Source organism: Romboutsia sp. (genome assembly GCF_056995035.1).
Genome location: NZ_JBXKIW010000052.1, coordinates 1 through 19302, shown reverse-complemented (window position 1 = coordinate 19302; position 19302 = coordinate 1). Strand labels below are relative to the sequence as shown.

Annotated in this window: 23 protein-coding genes; 2 read left to right on the top strand and 21 right to left on the bottom strand. The window is 30.0% G+C overall.

The annotated features are described in order from the left end of the window. The first annotated feature begins 357 nt into the window (after positions 1–357). Complete coding sequence (locus AC11VW_RS08810) at positions 358–549, top strand: hypothetical protein (RefSeq protein ID WP_484301043.1); 192 nt, start codon at positions 358–360, stop codon at positions 547–549. Between the two features lie 928 nt (positions 550–1477). On the opposite strand, the gene AC11VW_RS08805 is transcribed toward AC11VW_RS08810, so the two are convergent. Further along, the gene (locus AC11VW_RS08805) at positions 1478–2629 is read right to left on the bottom strand and encodes a S41 family peptidase (protein WP_484301042.1); all 1152 of its coding nucleotides are present in this window, start codon (positions 2627–2629) and stop codon (positions 1478–1480) included. 157 nt (positions 2630–2786) lie between these two features. Here AC11VW_RS08805 and AC11VW_RS08800 point away from each other — a divergent pair, with 157 nt between their 5' ends. Beyond that, entirely contained in the window at positions 2787–3359 is a 573-nt protein-coding gene (locus tag AC11VW_RS08800) for a 5-formyltetrahydrofolate cyclo-ligase (protein ID WP_484301041.1), read from the top strand. 134 nt (positions 3360–3493) lie between these two features. Here AC11VW_RS08800 and AC11VW_RS08795 read toward each other — a convergent pair whose 3' ends face one another. The 20 genes from AC11VW_RS08795 to AC11VW_RS08700 all read right to left on the bottom strand — a co-directional run bounded on the left by AC11VW_RS08795 (position 3494) and on the right by AC11VW_RS08700 (position 19109). Next, entirely contained in the window at positions 3494–5950 is a 2457-nt protein-coding gene (locus tag AC11VW_RS08795) for a Lon protease family protein (RefSeq protein ID WP_484301040.1), read from the bottom strand. Between the two features lie 127 nt (positions 5951–6077). After that, positions 6078–6506 (bottom strand): hypothetical protein, encoded by a 429-nt coding sequence (locus AC11VW_RS08790; RefSeq protein ID WP_484301039.1) that lies wholly within the window; start codon positions 6504–6506, stop codon positions 6078–6080. A 114-nt stretch (positions 6507–6620) separates the two neighbouring features. Beyond that, positions 6621–7556: a transketolase family protein gene (locus AC11VW_RS08785; protein ID WP_484301038.1), complete on the bottom strand. Its 936-nt coding sequence runs from the start codon at positions 7554–7556 to the stop codon at positions 6621–6623. Further along, on the bottom strand, positions 7549–8376 hold the full coding sequence (locus AC11VW_RS08780; RefSeq protein WP_484301037.1) for a transketolase: 828 nt from the start codon (positions 8374–8376) through the stop codon (positions 7549–7551). The genes AC11VW_RS08785 and AC11VW_RS08780 overlap by 8 nt, the downstream gene beginning before the upstream one ends. A 367-nt stretch (positions 8377–8743) precedes the next feature. Next, the gene (locus tag AC11VW_RS08775; protein WP_484301036.1) at positions 8744–9106 is read right to left on the bottom strand and encodes a type II toxin-antitoxin system PemK/MazF family toxin; all 363 of its coding nucleotides are present in this window, start codon (positions 9104–9106) and stop codon (positions 8744–8746) included. Then, a complete protein-coding gene (locus AC11VW_RS08770) occupies positions 9096–9380 on the bottom strand; it encodes an antitoxin (protein WP_484301035.1) in 285 nt (94 codons plus the stop codon). The genes AC11VW_RS08775 and AC11VW_RS08770 overlap by 11 nt, the downstream gene beginning before the upstream one ends. Positions 9381–9411: 31 nt before the next feature. Beyond that, the gene (alr, locus tag AC11VW_RS08765; RefSeq protein ID WP_484301034.1) at positions 9412–10572 is read right to left on the bottom strand and encodes an alanine racemase; all 1161 of its coding nucleotides are present in this window, start codon (positions 10570–10572) and stop codon (positions 9412–9414) included. Between the two features lie 16 nt (positions 10573–10588). Then, positions 10589–11179 carry a germination lipoprotein GerS gene (gerS, locus tag AC11VW_RS08760; protein ID WP_484301033.1) on the bottom strand — a complete coding sequence of 197 codons (591 nt, stop codon included), beginning with the start codon at positions 11177–11179 and terminating at the stop codon, positions 10589–10591. 20 nt (positions 11180–11199) lie between these two features. Beyond that, entirely contained in the window at positions 11200–11661 is a 462-nt protein-coding gene (locus AC11VW_RS08755; RefSeq protein ID WP_484301032.1) for a CBS domain-containing protein, read from the bottom strand. A gap of 4 nt (positions 11662–11665) precedes the next feature. Further along, complete coding sequence (acpS, locus tag AC11VW_RS08750; protein WP_484301031.1) at positions 11666–12046, bottom strand: holo-ACP synthase; 381 nt, start codon at positions 12044–12046, stop codon at positions 11666–11668. 238 nt (positions 12047–12284) lie between these two features. Beyond that, complete coding sequence (gene atpC, locus AC11VW_RS08745; RefSeq protein ID WP_484301030.1) at positions 12285–12545, bottom strand: ATP synthase F1 subunit epsilon; 261 nt, start codon at positions 12543–12545, stop codon at positions 12285–12287. A gap of 2 nt (positions 12546–12547) precedes the next feature. Beyond that, positions 12548–13942, bottom strand: a complete 1395-nt coding sequence (gene atpD / locus AC11VW_RS08740; RefSeq protein WP_484301029.1) for a F0F1 ATP synthase subunit beta — start codon at positions 13940–13942, stop codon at positions 12548–12550. Positions 13943–13958: 16 nt separating this feature from the next. Next, positions 13959–14819 carry an ATP synthase F1 subunit gamma gene (gene atpG, locus AC11VW_RS08735; protein WP_484301028.1) on the bottom strand — a complete coding sequence of 287 codons (861 nt, stop codon included), beginning with the start codon at positions 14817–14819 and terminating at the stop codon, positions 13959–13961. A 27-nt stretch (positions 14820–14846) separates the two neighbouring features. After that, positions 14847–16349 (bottom strand): F0F1 ATP synthase subunit alpha, encoded by a 1503-nt coding sequence (gene atpA / locus AC11VW_RS08730; RefSeq protein ID WP_484301027.1) that lies wholly within the window; start codon positions 16347–16349, stop codon positions 14847–14849. A 15-nt stretch (positions 16350–16364) separates the two neighbouring features. Beyond that, positions 16365–16907: a F0F1 ATP synthase subunit delta gene (locus AC11VW_RS08725; RefSeq protein ID WP_484301026.1), complete on the bottom strand. Its 543-nt coding sequence runs from the start codon at positions 16905–16907 to the stop codon at positions 16365–16367. Next, positions 16904–17404, bottom strand: a complete 501-nt coding sequence (gene atpF / locus AC11VW_RS08720) for a F0F1 ATP synthase subunit B (protein WP_484301025.1) — start codon at positions 17402–17404, stop codon at positions 16904–16906. The genes AC11VW_RS08725 and atpF overlap by 4 nt, the downstream gene beginning before the upstream one ends. 85 nt (positions 17405–17489) lie before the next feature. Then, on the bottom strand, positions 17490–17750 hold the full coding sequence (gene atpE, locus AC11VW_RS08715) for an ATP synthase F0 subunit C (protein ID WP_484301024.1): 261 nt from the start codon (positions 17748–17750) through the stop codon (positions 17490–17492). A gap of 54 nt (positions 17751–17804) precedes the next feature. Then, on the bottom strand, positions 17805–18506 hold the full coding sequence (gene atpB, locus AC11VW_RS08710) for a F0F1 ATP synthase subunit A (protein WP_484301023.1): 702 nt from the start codon (positions 18504–18506) through the stop codon (positions 17805–17807). A 2-nt stretch (positions 18507–18508) separates the two neighbouring features. Then, positions 18509–18898 carry an ATP synthase subunit I gene (locus AC11VW_RS08705; protein ID WP_484301022.1) on the bottom strand — a complete coding sequence of 130 codons (390 nt, stop codon included), beginning with the start codon at positions 18896–18898 and terminating at the stop codon, positions 18509–18511. Positions 18899–18902: 4 nt separating this feature from the next. Continuing rightward, positions 18903–19109 (bottom strand): AtpZ/AtpI family protein, encoded by a 207-nt coding sequence (locus AC11VW_RS08700; RefSeq protein WP_484301021.1) that lies wholly within the window; start codon positions 19107–19109, stop codon positions 18903–18905. Positions 19110–19302: the final 193 nt, after the last annotated feature.

The following is a 19302-nucleotide window of genomic DNA, read 5'->3' as shown; positions in this document are numbered from 1 at the left end:
TGTTATATATCTGGCTTTATGTTTGGTTGTTTCAAATTCTATAAATTAACCTACTGTTTAATTTTCAAAGTTCATTTTTTCTTTTATGTTTGCCCTTTTCTTAAGGACAAGTATAACTATACCATCTCAAACCAATATCGTCAATAGAATTTTTATATTTTTTTCATTTATTATCTATAATAGACTTCCATTTATTGATATTGCTGAGTTTTCATATCTATTTTTAATTTTTTATTGAATATTACTCATCAAATTCCACAATATAATAAAAACTAATATAACATTAGTTATATAAAAGTAATATGTAATTTAAATATTATGAAGGGAAAAGCTACTTTAATAGTAGTAGGTGATAACATGGCTAACTTCAATAAACTAAAAGATTTATATGAAGATGGATATAGATGTATATACCATAATTGTGTAGATGACAACTATACTATATACCTTAAAAATTTCGATTCCGAAAACTCAGAAGTTGTTGAATTAGATGATGCAAATGAATTTAACCAGTTTCAAAGTTACATGGATGATTTGAAAATGTCATAACACCTCTTAACTTAGCTATTTAAGTAAACATAATAAGTAATTAGTAATGTCAATCTTAAACACCAGTTACACTTCCTATTAAATTACATGAAAATAGAGAGTACTAAGTACTCTCTATTTTGTGGTTACTATCTTTTTTATTAGATTTAAAAGTTCTTCCCTATCACTCTCTAATTGTCTTTTATTTTCTTTATATTCTTGAAAGTTAACAACTTTTCCTGTAGGTTTTTTCATTCAATCACTTCCTATTTAACATTATTAACTTAATAATTAATTCTATACAATTGTTTTATTTCCTTCTATTTTAAATGCAAATTTTCTTAAATAAGTTCATATTTTAAAAGAAATCTACTTAACTTGTATTATTTTTCAACATTTAAATTTTACATTAAATTTTATTAGATTAAATATTTTATTATATGATTTTTTCCAAACCTTTAAATAGTAATTTTAATAAATATATTATAAAGTGAAAATTTAATAATTGAATCTAAAAATTCTAGTGTTAAACTTACAAGAATCTATTCTAAGAAGTTTAATAGAAAAATTTTATAAATGTATCCGTTTACATAATCTAACTAATTTAGATTTGAATAGTTAATTATTTAAAGGCGGCGTCTTGATATACGCAAACATTAATAATATCTGTTTAAAATCTCATAATAGTGATAACTTTATAAATATAGCTTTTGAAAACTTCGTTATTATAGCGATATTAATTATGCGGTTCCATTTTTATGCATAGACCCTCGGTATGGTTTATCTTATAGCATTAATTGTTTTTAAAATAAAAACTATATAAATAGTCTCTCTGTAAATAATATATTCACTGTATCTTATAGTATAATCATTGAGTAATCAATCTATATATAAACAAAACAGGCTAGGTTGACAAATCTACTAAGCCTGCTTTATTTATATAGTAAAATTATTTTATTTGTTCTTTTATCCATTTAACCGCAGCATCTAACTGTTTTTCTACGTTTTTCTCTTCTATCGTAGGTGGTATACCCTTGCCATTAATATATGCTCCACTCGGAGTAAAATATTGAGCTGTAGTTAACTTATATCCTGTACCATCCTTTAATTCCCTAACACTTTGAACCAGACCTTTTCCAAAAGTAGTTGTTCCTACAGATACTCCAACTTTATTATCTATTATTGCTCCTGTAAGAATTTCTGAAGCTGATGCACTATTCTCATTTGTTAGTATAGCTATTGGTAATCCTAGTTTATCTTTGTCTGATTTTAAATATTCAGTGTTCCCTTTATTATCTTTAGTATAAACTATAGTCCCTTCACCTATTAACTCATCCGCGATTTCTTGACATACTGTTAATAGTCCTCCACCATTATCTCTTACATCTAGTACTAATCCTTTTATTCCTTCTTCTTTTATCTTGTCTAATGCCGATTTAAATTCTTTATATGTATTTTCACTAAATGAAGTGATTTGTATGTATCCTATATCATCCTCTAATATTTTACTTTGTATACTCTTTGATACAATTTCTTCTCTTTTAACTTTAATATTAAGTTCTTTACCATCTCTATTCAATGTTAGTTCTACAGTAGTACCTTCTTTTCCTTTAATCATACTTATAGCTTCATCTGAATTTTTCGCTGATACAGGCTTTCCATCTACTTTTATTATCTTATCTCCTGCTTGTATCCCACTTTTCTCCGCTGGTGAACCTTCGATAGGAGATATAACCATTAAATATTCATCATCTTCTGAAGGACTTATAAATACACCTATACCTACAAACGATCCACTAGTCTGTTCTTTCAATCTATTAAATTCTTCTTCTGTGTAATACTGAGAATATGGATCTTCTAATCCAGTAAATAATCCTTTTATAGCTGAATTTACTAATTTATCATCTTCTGTTTTTTGGTAAAAATCTTCTTTTATTACTCCTTCTAACCCAACCATTTTATTATATTTTTTATAACTCTCGTACATTTCTTTTGATACAACCACTCTATCACCTATTGCAATTTGAAGAGAGGATGTAAATAGAGCTGTAACTATTACGAGAACTATACCGTATATTATAGCTTTTTTCTTTGAAATCATTACGCTGCATCTCCTTTATCTAATCTACTATATATTATATGACTAGCTATTATTTTTATTACCATTTCCCTTTTGTGTTGCTTTAATCTAATTAAATGTACTAAAATTTATATTGGATATATATCCATATTATACCATACAAAAAGGGGTGAATTTTATGAAAAAGGAATTTAGAAAGAAAGTTATATGCGATAGAAAAAATCAAAGTCCTGAGTTTATATCTAAAAATTCTTCTATAATAACCGAAAAATTATTATCGTTAGATTGTATTAAGAATGCTCAAAACATTATGCTTTATTTAGATTTTAATAATGAAGTTCAAACAGATGAATTAATCAATAAACTTGTTTGCCTTAAAAAAGTTGTTTCATCACCTATAACTTTGAAAGATGAACGAAAGTTAATACCTTCTCAAATTACAGATCTAAAAGACGGAATCAAGATTGGTGCTTATGGTATAAGAGAACCTAAAGAAGAATGTTCTCCTACAATTGATGTACTCGATCTTGATGTAGTAATAGTTCCTGCCGTTGCTTATGATAAAAACTGTTATAGATTAGGATATGGCGGTGGTTTTTATGATAGATTCTTAAATAGACTTAGAGATGATTCTATAACTATAGGAATAGCATTTGATTTACAAATATTTGATTCTGTTCCTAAAGAGGATCACGATGCTCAACTAGACTACATCATTACGGAAACTCAAATATTAACTCCTAACAAATAAATATCTTCTTTGTTTGTCTGTTTATTTAATTTTATTTAGCTTCTTATAATTTAAGATTATTTAAAGTACATAGAATACTAAGCAAAAGTATTCTTCTAATCAAATTTATTAGAGAATACTTTTGCATTAAATACCTATTTTATATTTATATCTTTTTTATCATCTTTTTTACACTCTTCATTTTCATCAAAGTCTTTCTTATTTTTCTTGTCATCATCTTCATCATCTTTATCTGATTTTCTATATTTCTCTAAAGTTTCATTAACCACTTTATCTATTTCACTTATATTCTTTCCTGTTAATATCTCTAAACCATTTTCAATACTACTTATTGCATATATATTAAATTTACCTGCTTTTACAGCTTCTACAACTTCCTCTTTAAGAAGAAGATTTTTGACATTTTGTATAGGCATCATAATCCCTTGTTTACCTGTAAATCCTTTAATCTTACATACATCAAAGAATCCTTCTATTTTTTGATTTATTCCTCCTATAGGCTGTATTTCTCCTTTTTGACTGACCGAACCAGTTACAGCTATATATTGTTTTATTGGTATATCGGCTATACTGGATATTATTGCATATAACTCTGTACTAGATGCACTATCTCCATCTACTCCACTATAGTTTTGTTCAAATGTTATAGATGTAGTTATAGACAACGGCTTTTCTTTACCATATCTAGCACCTAAATATCCACTTAATATTAAGACTCCTTTATCGTGTATACTACCACTTTGCTTAATCTCTCTTTCTATATTTATTACTCCACTTCTACCCTTATATGTAGAAGCTGTTATCTTTGATGGTTTTCCAAAAGAATACTCTCCTGTTCCCATTACTGCCAATCCATTTATTTGACCTACTTTTTCTCCATCTATATCTATTAGTAATGTACCATCTCTAAACATCTCATTTAACTTTTCTTCGTATTTATTACTTCTATATCTCTTTTGGTCTATTGCTTTTTGAACATCTTCTGAAGTTATATATACATTATCATCTGAACTAACTGCATCAGCTTCATATATTATATCTACTATTTTATTAAACCTAGCGGTAAGTTTATCCTTACTATCACTCATCCTAGTACTATACTCTATTAATTTTTCTACAGCTAGCTTATCAAAATGCTTCAAATTCTCTTCATTGCACTTATTGGCTATTAATTGCACTGTCTTATATATATTTTCTTTATTTTTATCTATTTCAATATCAAAATCAGCCATTATCTTAAATAAATTTCTGAAGTCCTCTTCATATGCATATAAAAGACTATAGTAATAACTATCCCCTACTAATATAACCTTTATATCTAAATCTATAGGTTCTGGTTTAAGGGTAGAAGCTACTAAATATCCTAGTTGCTTATTTAAAGACTCTATTGATATTTTCTCAGTTTTTAAACTTCTTTTTAAACAATCCCAAGAAAATGGATTAGACAATAAGTCCTTTACATTTATAATAAGATATCCTCCATTAGCCTTGTGCAATGAACCCGGTTTTATTTCCATGAAGCTAGTAGTTAATGCCCCGATTTCATTTTTATAATCTATACATCCTGTTAAATTATAATATGTAGGATTATTCTCTATTATTATTTTACACTCATCACATTCACTATTATCTATAAATAGATTAACCTTATATTTGTTAAAGAATTTTTCGTCATTTTTAGGAGATATCATTCCTAATAGAGCCATTGAATTTTGTTGACTTTCTTCATTCTCAGTTTTAAACTTAGATATATTGTCTACTATATCATTACACAAATCATTTATATATTTTTTAGTTTTCTCATCTTCTGCATATTTATTTAATAGATACTGACCATAGAAGCCAATTAGACTTCTTCCTACATTTCTATCTAAATCACAGTTTTTATTTTTATATGCATCTTCACATGCTTTTATTTTATCTATATAATCCTTACTCTCTTTATTTAACTTAAGTCCATCTTCTCTTAATTTTCTAATTTCTATTGCTGTTAACTTACCTAATTCCTCTTCTTGCATCAATGTCCCATCTTCTTTAATTGGAACACTCATAAGTCCTCTTTCTGTAACCTCAAACTTAAAATTTCTAGGTTGTGCAAACTCATTTAGTTCAGCTATAATCTTTTGAATATTTTCTTCTAATTCGCTCATCAATATCCTATTGTGATATTCATATTCTTTAGACTTAAATATTTTAGGAATCTCATCTTTTAACTTCTCTATTATATCATCTATATCTTTTTTGAATTTTTTACCTTCCCCACCCTTAAAGCATAAAACTGTTGGTTCATTAGAATTTTTAAAATTATTTACATATAGCCAATCTTTTAGGTTTTCCCTTGTTTTAGCATGTTTTTTTATTAATGTATGGGTATAGCTAGTTCTTCCTATTCCACTTACACCAGCCACATATATGTTATATCCTTTTTGTTTCATTTTAAGTCCGAACTCTATAGCTTGTACCGCTCGTTCTTGTCCTATTATCTCTCTTATAGGCACTATATCTTCAGTTGTATTGAACTCTATATCTTCCAATGAATGCTTAGATTTTAAGTCTTCAACTTTAACTTTATATTTATCTATATTCAACATTTATTCACCTCTCAACATCATTTTAGGATTTATTTTTCCCTACTTCTTAGTAAATAATTACTAAATATAAAATAAATTATAAAAGGTTACTTTAGTAACTTACTAAAATAACCTTTTATAATTTATTTTACTTTTCTTCCGTTGCCGTATTTAACTCTATTCTATCTGGTAATTCACTAAGATTCGTCTCTACAACTATGTATGGATATGATTTTTCTTTTTCTTTATATGTAACCTTTACTCTCATTACTTCTTTATCGTCTTTTTGAACTATATCTATTTTATCCATCTCTATACCATGCTCATTATCATTACCCCTTGTTACTATTACATATATCTTTTTATCTAGTTTCATAGCTAAAGCTCTCTCTTCATTAGTGTATTTTTCCATTATGTCTAATATTTTTTCTGGTATAGCTTCTCTTTGAACCATTGTATAATCTACTGGTTTCGAATTTTCCATAAACATATTTGGTATAATCATGAACCCACCTATTATAAGTGCTACAACTATTACACCATATATTACCCCTTTGATATTAAACTTTATATTCACATTTATCACCCCCATATATTTTAAATATATGAAAGTTATACAAACCTTAGAAGAATAATTCGCAATAAAAAAAGATACAATCTCTAAAACTAGACTATATCTTTCTCTTTGTTATTATTTTTTTGCTACTGCTTGTTTAACCGCATCAACTATATTATCAGCTGTTAAACCATGTTTCTTTAATAATTCCATAGGAGTTCCTGATTCACCGAATACATCTTTAACTCCTACTTTTTTAACAACAACTGGACACTCTTCACTTACAACTTCACTTACCGCAGAACCTAATCCACCGATTATACTATGTTCTTCAGCAGTTACTATTACACCTGTTTCTTTAGCTGCATTTATTATTAATTCTTTATCTATAGGTTTTATAGTAGACATGTTTACGACTCTAACATTTATACCTTCTGATTTTAATGTTTCAGAAGCTATTATTGCTTCATTAACCATTATTCCACAAGCTATTATCGTAGCATCATTTCCTTCTCTAACTACTACACCTTTTCCTATTTCAAACTTATAATTTTCATCAAATAATGTAGGAACAGCACTTCTTCCTAAACGAACATACATAGGTCCATTAAACTTTGCTGCTTCAAATATGATTTGCTCTGTTTCTACACCATCTGCCGGTACTAAAACCGTCATATTAGGTATAACTCTCATTATAGCTATATCTTCTACCGTTTCATGAGATGCACCATCTTCTCCTACTGTAAGTCCAGCATGAGTAGCACATACCTTAACATTTAACTTAGGATAAGCTACTGAGTTTCTTATTACTTCGAAAGCTCTTCCTGTAGCAAACATAGCAAAACTACTTGCAAATGGAATCTTTCCTGCAGTAGCAAGGCCACAAGCTGCTCCTATTAAATTTTGCTCAGCTATTCCCATATTGAAGAATCTCTCTGGAAATGCCTTATAAAAATCATTTGTCTTAGTAGATTTTGATAAATCTGCATCTAATACAACCACGTTATCGTTAACTTGTCCTAGTTTAACTAATGCTTTTCCGTACGCTTCTCTAGTTGCTATGTTACTCATTATCTGCACCCCCTAATTCTGTTAAAGCTCTTTCTAAATCACTATCACTTGGAGCCGTTCCATGCCATCCTGCTTCATTTTCCATAAATGACACACCTTTACCTTTTACCGTCTTAGCAACTATCATTGTAGGCTTGCCTACAGTTTCTTTAGCCATATCTAAAGCTGCAAATATTTGATCAAAGTCGTGTCCATCTATTTCTATTACATTCCATCCGAAAGCTTTAAACTTATCAACTATAGGACCTATATTCATTACTTTCGCTACATCTCCATCTATTTGAAGACCATTGTAGTCTAAGAATGCAACCATGTTGTCAAGTTTGTAATGAGCAGCACTCATAGCAGCTTCCCAAACTATACCTTCTTGAACTTCTCCATCACCAAGTATAGTGTATACTCTCCATGGTGCATTATCTAGTTTAGATGCCATAGCCATTCCACAAGCTACCGAAAAACCTTGTCCTAATGATCCTGTTGACATATCAACTCCTGGAGTTCCCTTCATATCAGGATGCCCTTGTAACATTCTTCCTATTTTTCTTAGTCCTTTTAACTCTTCTCTATCAAAATATCCTTTGTGGGCTAACGTTGAATATAACACTGGTGCTGCATGTCCTTTTGATAAAACAAATCTATCTCTATCTTCCATTTTGCAATTATTAGGATCTACATTCATCTCATCAAAGTAAAGCGCTGTTAGTATCTCAACAGCTGATAATGACCCTCCTGGATGTCCAGACTTCGATCCATGTATCATAGAGACTATATCTTTTCTGATAATACGTGCAATCTCATTTAATCCTTTATGGTCTCTCATGTAATTACCTCCCTGTGTTTGTAAATTTAAAATTTACTCATATAAATGTTCTTTACAATCTCATATTATTATATCACTTTTGTACAATTTTTTTACTCTATTTTTTAATAAAACATATTACAAGCATTTTTTCTTATTCATCTAACTTCAAAACTTTACTTGTGCAACACTCCTATTTAAGTTATTATATTTATAATTAATTTAAATCACATCAAAACAATATTTTTATGGTATTATTTAATAGTTTTTATTTTAAGTTACTTATTAACAAATATATACTTAAAGTAATAGCATCTTATTTACTAATAAAGATATTATTATTTTAATGCAAAAAAATTATTGATATTAAAATAATATCAATAATTTCTTATAGTACAAATAGTCCTAGACTTATCTGAAGACTATTATCAACTTTTGCCATCATGTTCTTATCTAGACAACCTATTTTTTCTCTTAGTCTTTTTTTGTCTATAGTTCTTATCTGCTCCAAGAGAATAACCGAATCTTTATTAAGCCCATATTCATTAGCACTAATTTCTAAATGAGTAGGCAGTTTCGCTTTATTAATCTGAGATGTTATCGCGGCTATTATTACAGTTGGACTGTACTTATTTCCTATATCATTTTGTATTATCAAAACTGGCCGAACACCACCTTGTTCAGATCCAACAACCGGGCTTAAATCAGCGTAATATAAGTCTCCTCGCTTTATATCTAAGTTAATACTCACCTTGAGCGATCTTCCCTTCGATACTATCATCGGGAGATACCTCATTTGTCATACCTAATTCAGCTAATGATAGGTTAATTTGACCCATTTCTTTATAACCCTTAATCATAGATTCTTTAAAATCTATTTTTTTCTTTTGGGTTATATAGAATTGAAAAGCAGCTTTTGCAAAATCTTCTCTATTGCTATTCTCCATCTGGACGATATAGTCTACTTCAGATACGAGAGAATCCGGTAAAGTAAATATAATTTTTTCCTTACTTTTATTGTGCACAAAATCGCCTCCCGGGGGTATACTATCAATTTTATTTTATCAAATAACTCTCCACTTGTAAAATTGCATTTCTTTCCATATAAACTCGGTCAACTCTCCTTGATACCATACATAACACTTCATAGTTTATAGTTCCTAGGTTATTTGCTATATTTTCAACACTTCTATTTACTTCTCCAAATATTATAACCGGATCTCCAACTTCTATATTTATATCTTTATCAATTCTAACCATGCACTGATCCATGCATATTCTACCTACAACATCAAAGGATTGCTCCTTTATCCACACCTTTGGATTTGGTTGCATCCTTGTAAACCCATCAGCATATCCAATAGGTATTGTTACTATTCTTTCTTTACTATTGCACTTATATTTTAGTCCGTAGCTTATCCCTACTCCTGACTGTACTTCTTTTATATGAGCTACTGTTGTTTTTAGCGTCATAGCAGGCTTTAATGCAAGCCTTTCTTTTAGTACACTGTCAGATGGATAATGTCCATATAATATAATTCCACACCTAACCATATCAAACTTTAAATCTGGTAAATCCATAATTGCAGCACTATTAGATACATGTTTGATAGGTATATTTATTCCAAGCAATTCTAACTGTTCAACCATAAACTTAAATCTTTGTGCTTGAGTATTAGTAAACTCTTTATTTATATCATCTGCTGTAGCAAAATGAGTATATATGCCTTCTACGTTTATGTTTTCTAGTTCATAAATTTGAGTTATATCTATTATTGCTTCTTTATTGGGTTGAAATCCTATTCTTGTCATTCCTGTATCTATTTTAATATGAACAAAAGCTTTTTCTTTTATGCACTTTGCAATGTTATTAATTTTTTGTGCCATTTCTAAAGAATAAATAGTTATAATTATATTGTTTATAATAGCGATTTCTAAAGATTCCTCTGGAATATATCCTAAACATAATATAGGAAGTGTTATATCATTTTCTCTAAGTTCTATAGCTTCTTCTAGCCTAGCAACTGCAAAGTAGTCGACCTTTTCTTTCTCTAGCAATTTTGCAACTTCTACTGAACCATGGCCATATGCATTAGCTTTTAATACTCCACAAATTTTAGTATCTTCCTTTAATATTTTTTTTATATTACTCAAATTAAATTTTATGTTATCTAGATTTATCTCCGCCCACGTAGGAGCTGTTATTTTATTTTTCATCTGTGTTTAGTCCCCCTTATTTTGTATACTTAAAATCTTTATAATTAACAGTAAATCTATTTTTTCCTTTAATATCTAATATTTCCATCTTTTCAGGGTTTTTAGTCTCAGTATTTACATATAATACTTGTTTATTAAAATATTCATCTTCTCCTGGTATGTACGTTTCTAAAATCAAATTTCCTTTAGCTAATTGCATTTCTATTTCTTCATTCTGTAGATAATTTTTTATAAAATCACCTATAAACATATATTGGTCATTCCTACCTACATTAGGCAGCTCTACCATATCATCTATATCAGGATTTTCAACCAATATTTTATTGTTTTTATACTCCATAGTTTTTCCTTTTAGATGTTCTGGATAAATAACCTCTAGCTTATAATTATCTGGTTTATTATAATTATGAATAAAAATATAATTTTGTGCACTCTTATTTCCTGCCACTTCTACTTCTGCACTGCACTTATACGACTTCATAGTCGAAATTTTCTTTTGAAATTCTTCATATACCTCTTCTTTTGTGGACTCTCTTTTTTGGCAACCTACAAAAATACCTAGTATGCCAATAGTTATCACTATTAGTATAGTCCACTCTTTCCTCACAAAAATCCTCCCACTAAATTTTATTCATTATACATGGCTTTTATTATATCATATCTACATATAATACCTTTAAGAGTATTTGTAGAATCCACAACAGGTACTCTGTTGATTGATTTTTTTATCATAATATTAGCTACATCATCAAATTTATCATCTTCATGAACTTTAACTATTTCTGTAGACATTAACTCTTTCACTTTATAAGCTGCTATTCTTTTAATATCTTGTTCCATTTGCTTGAAGTCATCAAAAAATAGTAATCCTTGTAATATGTTTATAGATTGTGGTGCTTCTACATATTTTTCCTTCTTCATTATATCTGTTTCAGAAATTATACCCACTACTTTATTGTTCTCATCTACTACGGGCATTCCTCCTATCTTTTCTTCTATTAATAACTTTGCTACACTCACTATGCTATCTTCTCTATTTGCTATTATTACTTCTGTTGTCATTATATCTTTAGCTGTTTTATTTTTCATTTTATCACTCCTTAATTATAGTCATAGCATTTGCTACAGCATATTCTTTACAGTGAGATATTGAAACTTTTATTTCTAAAACGTTATAATCTATGCATATTTGTTGCAAATTATTATAAGTTTTAACTATAGGCTTACCTAATTCGTTTCGTAATACTTCAATATCTTTGAAATTAAAGTCTCTTATCCCTCTTCCTATAGCTTTACTAATAGCCTCTTTCGCCGCGAAATTGCCTGCTATACTCTCAGGTTTAAAACCCTTTGATTCAAAATATTTTATTTCATCATCTGTAAATATTTTATTCAAAAACCTAGGATTATTATTTATAGCCTCTTTTATTCTTTCAATTTCAATAATATCAATTCCAATGTCTAGTATATTCATAACATCCTCCAAAAAATACTTATATTATTATTGTATTACTCTTGAATGATTATATTCAATGATTTTTTATTTTAGTTTCAAAATATTATTTATATACAACGTTTTAATTCTATATAAGTAATATTTTATGCTTTATCTCAAAAACCATGTAATTTACAATAATTATTATAATTAAGTTTATTTAAATATAAAAAGGACTAGGTAAAATACCTAGCCCTTACATATCAAATATTAATATTTATATCCAGTCAGCAGATTCAGTTACTATAACTGTTTTTTCTTTATCTACGTTCATGAATCCTCCAGAGATTTTAGCCTCTTTATAGTTTCCATCTTTTTTTATACGTAGAGTTCCAGTTGCAAGTCCTGCTACTAAAGGTCTGTGGTTTTTAAGTATACCCGCATCTCCTTCAGTAGTTCTAACTATAATCATTTCAGCACTTCCATTATAGAAGGTTTTATCAGGAGTGACAATTTCAAGAGCAAATTCATTTGCCATAATTATCTACTCTCCTTTGCTTTCTCAATTACATCATCTATGTTTCCTGCAAATAAGAATGCTGATTCAGGTAAGTTATCATGCTTTCCTTCTAATATTTCTTTGAAACTTCTTATAGTTTCTTTTAATGGTACATATTTACCTGGGAATCCAGTAAATTGTTCTCCAACGAAGAAAGGTTGAGATAAGAATCTTTGTATCTTTCTCGCACGAGTAACTGTTAATTTATCTTCATCAGATAATTCATCCATACCAAGTATAGCTATTATATCTTGAAGTTCATTGTATCTTTGTAATATAGATTGAACCCCTCTTGCTACTGCATAGTGTTCTTTACCAACTATATGAGGATCTAGAACTCTTGAACTAGATTCTAATGGGTCAACCGCTGGGAATATCCCTAAAGATGCTATTTGTCTAGATAAAACAGTTTTTGCATCTAAATGAGCAAATGTTGTAGCTGGTGCTGGATCTGTTAAGTCATCGGCAGGTACATATACAGCCTGAACAGATGTTATAGATCCACTCTTAGTAGATGTTATTCTCTCTTGTAATCTACCCATCTCTGTAGCTAATGTTGGTTGGTATCCAACTGCTGATGGAGTACGCCCAAGAAGCGCTGAAACTTCAGATCCTGCTTGAGTGAAACGGAATATATTATCTACGAATAATAAAACGTCTTGCTTCTCTTGGTCTCTGAAATATTCTGCCATTGTAAGTCCTGTTAACGCAACTCTCATTCTCGCTCCAGGTGGCTCATTCATTTGTCCGAATACTAGTGCAGTCTTCTTTATAACTCCAGACTCACTCATTTCTCCGTAAAGGTCATTACCTTCTCTAGTTCTTTCTCCAACTCCTGCGAATACTGATATACCACCATGTTGAGAAGCTATGTTGTTTATAAGCTCTTGTATAAGAACTGTTTTTCCAACTCCTGCTCCACCAAATAGACCTATCTTACCACCTTTTAAGTATGGTGCTAATAAGTCAACTACCTTTATACCAGTTTCTAGTATTTCAGCAGTTGGTTGTAATTCTTCGAAACTTGGAGCTGGTCTATGTATAGGTAATTGAGGAGCATCTTTTGGTGCTTCCTGACCATCAACTGGTTGACCTAGTACGTTGAATATTCTTCCTAAAGTTGAATTCCCTACTGGAACACTTATTGGAGCTCCTGTATCTGTAACGTCCATACCTCTTACAAGTCCATCCGTTGAACTCATTGATATACATCTAACAGTATCATCACCAACATGTTGTGAAACTTCTGCTACTATTTCTTTATCTCCATGCTTTATCACTAATGCATTTAATAGATTAGGTAAGCTTTTTTCACTATTAAACTTGACGTCTAATACTGGCCCTATGACCTGAACTATTTTACCTACATTTGCCATGTCCTAACCTCCTTCATTATTGAGATGCTGCAGCTCCTCCAACTATTTCAGATATTTCTTGAGTAACTGCTGCTTGTCTCGCTCTATTGTAAATTAATTGTAATTTAGATATCATCTCATTAGCATTGTCTGTAGCTGATTCCATAGCAGTTCTTCTTGCCGCTTGCTCAGATGCAAAAGATTCTGCTATAGCTCCATATACACTTCCTGAAACATACTTAGGTAATACATAACTAAGTACCGCATCAGGAGAAGGTAAATATTGAACTGCAGCTTTGCTTTTCTTAGATTTTTCTTTATTGTTATTATCTATTGTAACTGGTAATAATTTAACTACTTTTGGTTGTTGGTCTAATGCAGATATAAATTCTGTATAAACAAGATTTACCTCATCAACCTCTCCATTTTTATAAGCTTCCATAGCTCTTTGAGCTATTCTGTTTGCATCTTCATAAATAGCATCTTCTACAGAATCTATAGAATCTATTATTTCATAACCTCTCTTAGATAAAGACTCTTTTGCCTTTTTTCCTACAGAGATTATTTTTGCTGTTTTATGTTCATTATGTGCAAGCACTGCTTTTAAAATATTAGAGTTATAACCTCCAGCTAATCCTCTATCTCCAGCTATTACTATATAACATACGTTATTAACTTTTCTTTCTTTAAGAAGTATATTTTTACTTCCACTCGTATTTTTCGCTATATCTTGAACAGTATTATACAAAGTATTAAAATAAGGTCTTGAACTTTCAGCTTTCTCTTTAGCTTTTCTAAACTTCGAAGATGAAACTAGCTCCATGGCCTTAGTTATTTGCTTAGTACTCTCAACACTCTTAATACGAGTTTTAATTTCCTTCATTCCAGCTCCTGCCAATTTGGTTACCTCCTTTTTTAAAAAGGATTACGCTTCTATAACAAATTTTTTCTTAAATTCATTTATAGCGTTAGTTAATTCTTGAGTAAAATCTGCATTTTCAAGAATTTTCTTTCCTATTTCTGGATAATTTGTATTAACAAATTCATATAATTCTTTTTCAAATTTTGCTATGCTATTAACAGGTATGTCTGCTAATAAATCATTTGTAACAGCATGTATCATCATAACTTGATTTTCTACTGCTAATGGTTGATGCTCAGCTTGCTTTAATACTTCAACTATTCTTTCCCCTTGTGCAAGTCTCTTTTTAGTATCTTCGTCTAAGTCAGATCCAAACTGAGCGAATGCAGCAAGTTCTTTATATTGAGAGTAAAGAAGCTTTAATGGTCCAGCAACTTTTTTCATTGCCTTTATTTGAGCAGATCCTCCAACCCTTGATACTGATATACCAGGATCAACTGCTGGTCTTATACCCGCATAGAATAATTCTGGTGTTAAGTATATCTGTCCATCCGTTATAGATATAACATTAGTTGGTATATATGCAGAAACGTCTCCACCTTGAGTTTCGATTATAGGTAATGAAGTTATAGAACCTCCACCTAATTCATCAGATAACTTAGCAGATCTTTCTAATAATCTTGAATGTAAGTAGAATACATCCCCAGGATAAGCTTCACGACCTGGTGGTCTCTTAAGTAATAATGACATTTCTCTGTATGCAACGGCATGCTTAGTTAAATCATCATATACTATAAGAACATGTTTTCCTTCAAACATAAATTCTTCACTCATTGCAGTACCTGCATATGGTGCTAAGAATTGTAGTGGTGCTGGTTCAGATGCTGTAGCAGATACTACTATTGTGTAATCCATAGCTCCACCTTTTTCTAAAGTGTTAACTAATTGAGCTACTGTAGAACGTTTTTGTCCTATAGCAACGTATACACATATAACATCCTTACCTTTTTGGTTAAGTATTGCATCTATACATATAGATGTTTTACCAGTTTGTCTATCTCCGATTACAAGTTCTCTTTGCCCTTTTCCTATTGGAATCATGGCATCTATAGCTTTTATACCTGTTTCAAGTGATTGATGAACAGATTTTCTAGCTATTATTCCTGTAGCTTCAGATTCTACTGGTCTAAATTTATCTGAGTTTATAGGTCCTTTTCCATCTATTGGTTGACCTAATGCATTTACAACTCTTCCTACTAAAGCTTCTCCAACTGGAACTTGAACTACAGTACCAGTTCTTTTAACTATATCGCCTTCTTTTATACCTTGGTCATTACCAAGCATAACTACCCCAACCATATCTTCTTCAAGGTTAAGAGCCATTCCGTAAATTTCACCAGGGAATTCTAAAAGTTCTCCAGCCATAGCATTTTCTAATCCATAAACACTAGCTATACCATCTCCAACTTTTAAAACACTACCTGTATCAGTTAATTCAACTTTATTCTCATAATTTTTTATTTGTTCTTTAATTATAGAACTTATTTCTTCAGGTCTCAAGTTCATGGGTTCACCGCCATTCTAAGATATTACTTGAGATAATTGATACTTCATCTTCGCTAAACGAGTCTTAACAGTACCATCTATCTCTTCGTTTCCAAGTCTAACTAAAACTCCACCTAATATAGACTTGTCAACTTTATTTTCTAAAGTAACATTTTTATTGTATTTGCTTGAAAGTTTAGCCTCAAGCTGCTTTATTTCTTCTTGACTCATAGCAACCGCTGTTATTGCGATACCTTCTATGATGTTATTCTTTTCATTTAATAATACTTTGTATGATTTTTCTACAGCTTCTATAGCCGATACTCTATCTTTATCTATTATTATTTTTAAGAAATTGTTTAAGTTATCACTTATTTGACTACTAAAAACTTTTTCTATTATGTCTTTCTTTTCTCCTTTTGCTACAATTGGAGATTTTAATACACTATAAAAATCTTTGTTAGATTTAAGTATATCTACTACTGCACTCAGTTCTTCACATAACTTAGTAGTTGAATTTGTTTCTTCTCCTACTTGAAATAGGGCTTCAGCATATCTTCCTGCAATTAAATTTATCATTTAGATTCGCCTACCTCTTTTATAAAGTTATTTATTAACTCTTCATGCTTAGACTTATCTAAGTCCTTTTCAATAACTTTAGATGCAGCTAATAATGCTATGTCTGATATATCATTTTTGATTTCATTCATAACCTTTTGTCTTTCTTGCTCTACATCTTTGCTAGCTTTTTCTCTTAAATTTTGAGCTTCTTGCTTTGCAGTAGATACTATTTCAACTTCTTTTTGCTCTGCTCTTAAAGTAGCTTGTTTTATTATTTCTTGCCCTTCATTCTTAGCAGAACCTATCTTTTCTTCGTACTCTTTCATTAAAGATATACCTTCAGTTTTAGCTTTTTCTCCTTGTGCTAAATTTTCTTTTATATCTTTTTCTCTAGCTTCTATTATACCTAATACCGGTTTAAATAAAAGTTTCTTTAAAAGTACAAATACTAAGAAAGTATTTACAAGCTGAAATGCTAATTCGTATGTTATGCCTATTAATGGCTTAAGTTCCATATGTTATCCTCCTTTCTACCAATCACAATTCATAAGTAGGAGATAGTTTTGCTATCTCCTACTTACAACATTTCACTAATTTTAATTACATTCCTAACATTTTAAAGAATGGATTAGCGAATATAAGGATTATTGCTATAACTAGTCCGTATATTGCAGAAGATTCTGCAACTGCAGCCCCAAGTAACATAGTCTTTATTATATCTTGTTGTGCTTCTGGTTGATTACCAACTGCTTCTGCACCTTTACCTGCTGCGATTCCTTGTCCGATTCCTGCTCCGATTCCTGTTGCTACTGCAAGACCTGCTCCTATAGCTGAACCTGCTGCGATTATAGCTGTTTCCATAATTAATTCCTCCTTAAATTTTTAAATAGTTTTTTAAAGTTTTAAATTACAATTTTACTCTACAGTACTTCCTACAAATACCATCGTTAACATTATAAATATAAACGATTGTAATACCCCTGCAAATATATCAAAGTATAAATGTAGTGGTACTGGTATTAATAATTGAGCAAATGGTATCTCTACCCCTGGGATTAAAGTTGATACATATCCCAAGAATTGATATAGTAAGCCCATTATAACTGCTCCACCTAATATATTCCCGAATGGACGGAAACTTAATGAAATTGGTTTCGCCAACTCTCCAATTATATTAAGTGGTAACATTACTATATTTGGTTCTATTAACTCTTTTAAGTGACCAATTCCATTATTCTTAATACCCACATAGTAAATCATAGTGAATGTTATTAATGCCCATGCTAGTGTTGTGTCCAAATCTGTAGTTGGTGATCTAAACCCTAGCAACCCTATTAGGTTAGAACATGCAAAGAATAAAAATAAGCTTCCTATGTATGGTATTATACTCGGCATTTTTTTAACTAGCTTTTCACCCATAGTATCTGTTACTAGATCAGAAATTCCACCTATGAAAATCTCAAGAAATATCTGAACTTTACTTGTAGGTACTTTCTTTAAGTTTCTAGTTAGTAAAAAAGATCCTAAAGCTAATCCAGCTATTATAATCCAACTTGTTATTACTGTTTCACTTATTTTGAAGTCACCAAAAAATATAATCCATTCTGCTTGACTCATACTTACGCCTCCTTTCTTTTTAGTTTGTCTATTAATAATGGTTTTGCTAATATAACAAACTTAGGACTTAATAACCCTATTGCCACCCCTATTATATGTAAATGCGGGGCTTTTACAGAGACTAACAGAACTACTCCTGTTACAGTCATTCTCATCATATATTGAATTGAATAATATATTTGAGCCCTTGAAACAGGCATAGTTACTGATTTTTGTATCGTTATAGCTATCAATCTAAAATTAAGTACTGCTATTATTGTTCCAAACACTAATCCTAAAATCATAGGCTTACTGAAAGTTGACGTTATCAATAATAATATCATTACTATTAAATCAAATACTATAACTCCTTTTGTTACGTAGTTTATTTCATCGTGTAGTTTTGAATGCATGATATCACTTCCTTTTTGTATATACTATTAGAGTTTTATAAACTGCCCTGAATGCACCGCCAATTCCTAATACTAAGAATATAAGCATTAGAATCGGACTAGTATTAAACTTAGAGTCTAAAAACTTCCCTATAAAGGTACATCCTAATATAGATATTAATATCATTATTCCCACTTGACTAATTAGAGAAAGCATATTTGCTATCTCCATGTACATTTTCCTTTTACTCATTAAATAGTATACCTCACTATCATGAAATAATAATTAATATATAATTATTATTTTGTTTATGTAGTTATAACTTTTAATAAAAATATATTTTAATTGTTTTTTAAATAAAATATATATTACCACTTTTTATACTTTTTTAAAATATATTTTAAATGTTTTTTAAATAATATAT

Excerpts from the sequence above, each read along its gene's own strand:
- AC11VW_RS08810 (WP_484301043.1), top strand. The coding sequence starts at position 358 with ATGGCTAACTTCAATAAACTAAAAGATTTATATGAAGATGGATATAGA.
- AC11VW_RS08805 (WP_484301042.1), bottom strand. The coding sequence starts at position 2,629 with ATGATTTCAAAGAAAAAAGCTATAATATACGGTATAGTTCTCGTAATA.
- AC11VW_RS08800 (WP_484301041.1), top strand. The coding sequence starts at position 2,787 with ATGAAAAAGGAATTTAGAAAGAAAGTTATATGCGATAGAAAAAATCAA.
- AC11VW_RS08795 (WP_484301040.1), bottom strand. The coding sequence starts at position 5,950 with ATGTTGAATATAGATAAATATAAAGTTAAAGTTGAAGACTTAAAATCT.
- AC11VW_RS08785 (WP_484301038.1), bottom strand. The coding sequence starts at position 7,556 with ATGAGTAACATAGCAACTAGAGAAGCGTACGGAAAAGCATTAGTTAAA.
- AC11VW_RS08780 (WP_484301037.1), bottom strand. The coding sequence starts at position 8,376 with ATGAGAGACCATAAAGGATTAAATGAGATTGCACGTATTATCAGAAAA.
- alr (WP_484301034.1), bottom strand. The coding sequence starts at position 10,572 with ATGAAAAATAAAATAACAGCTCCTACGTGGGCGGAGATAAATCTAGAT.
- AC11VW_RS08755 (WP_484301032.1), bottom strand. The coding sequence starts at position 11,661 with ATGAAAAATAAAACAGCTAAAGATATAATGACAACAGAAGTAATAATA.
- acpS (WP_484301031.1), bottom strand. The coding sequence starts at position 12,046 with ATGAATATACTAGACATTGGAATTGATATTATTGAAATTGAAAGAATA.
- atpC (WP_484301030.1), bottom strand. The coding sequence starts at position 12,545 with ATGGCAAATGAATTTGCTCTTGAAATTGTCACTCCTGATAAAACCTTC.
- atpD (WP_484301029.1), bottom strand. The coding sequence starts at position 13,942 with ATGGCAAATGTAGGTAAAATAGTTCAGGTCATAGGGCCAGTATTAGAC.
- atpA (WP_484301027.1), bottom strand. The coding sequence starts at position 16,349 with ATGAACTTGAGACCTGAAGAAATAAGTTCTATAATTAAAGAACAAATA.
- AC11VW_RS08725 (WP_484301026.1), bottom strand. The coding sequence starts at position 16,907 with ATGATAAATTTAATTGCAGGAAGATATGCTGAAGCCCTATTTCAAGTA.
- atpF (WP_484301025.1), bottom strand. The coding sequence starts at position 17,404 with ATGGAACTTAAGCCATTAATAGGCATAACATACGAATTAGCATTTCAG.
- atpE (WP_484301024.1), bottom strand. The coding sequence starts at position 17,750 with ATGGAAACAGCTATAATCGCAGCAGGTTCAGCTATAGGAGCAGGTCTT.
- atpB (WP_484301023.1), bottom strand. The coding sequence starts at position 18,506 with ATGAGTCAAGCAGAATGGATTATATTTTTTGGTGACTTCAAAATAAGT.
- AC11VW_RS08705 (WP_484301022.1), bottom strand. The coding sequence starts at position 18,898 with ATGCATTCAAAACTACACGATGAAATAAACTACGTAACAAAAGGAGTT.
- AC11VW_RS08700 (WP_484301021.1), bottom strand. The coding sequence starts at position 19,109 with ATGGAGATAGCAAATATGCTTTCTCTAATTAGTCAAGTGGGAATAATG.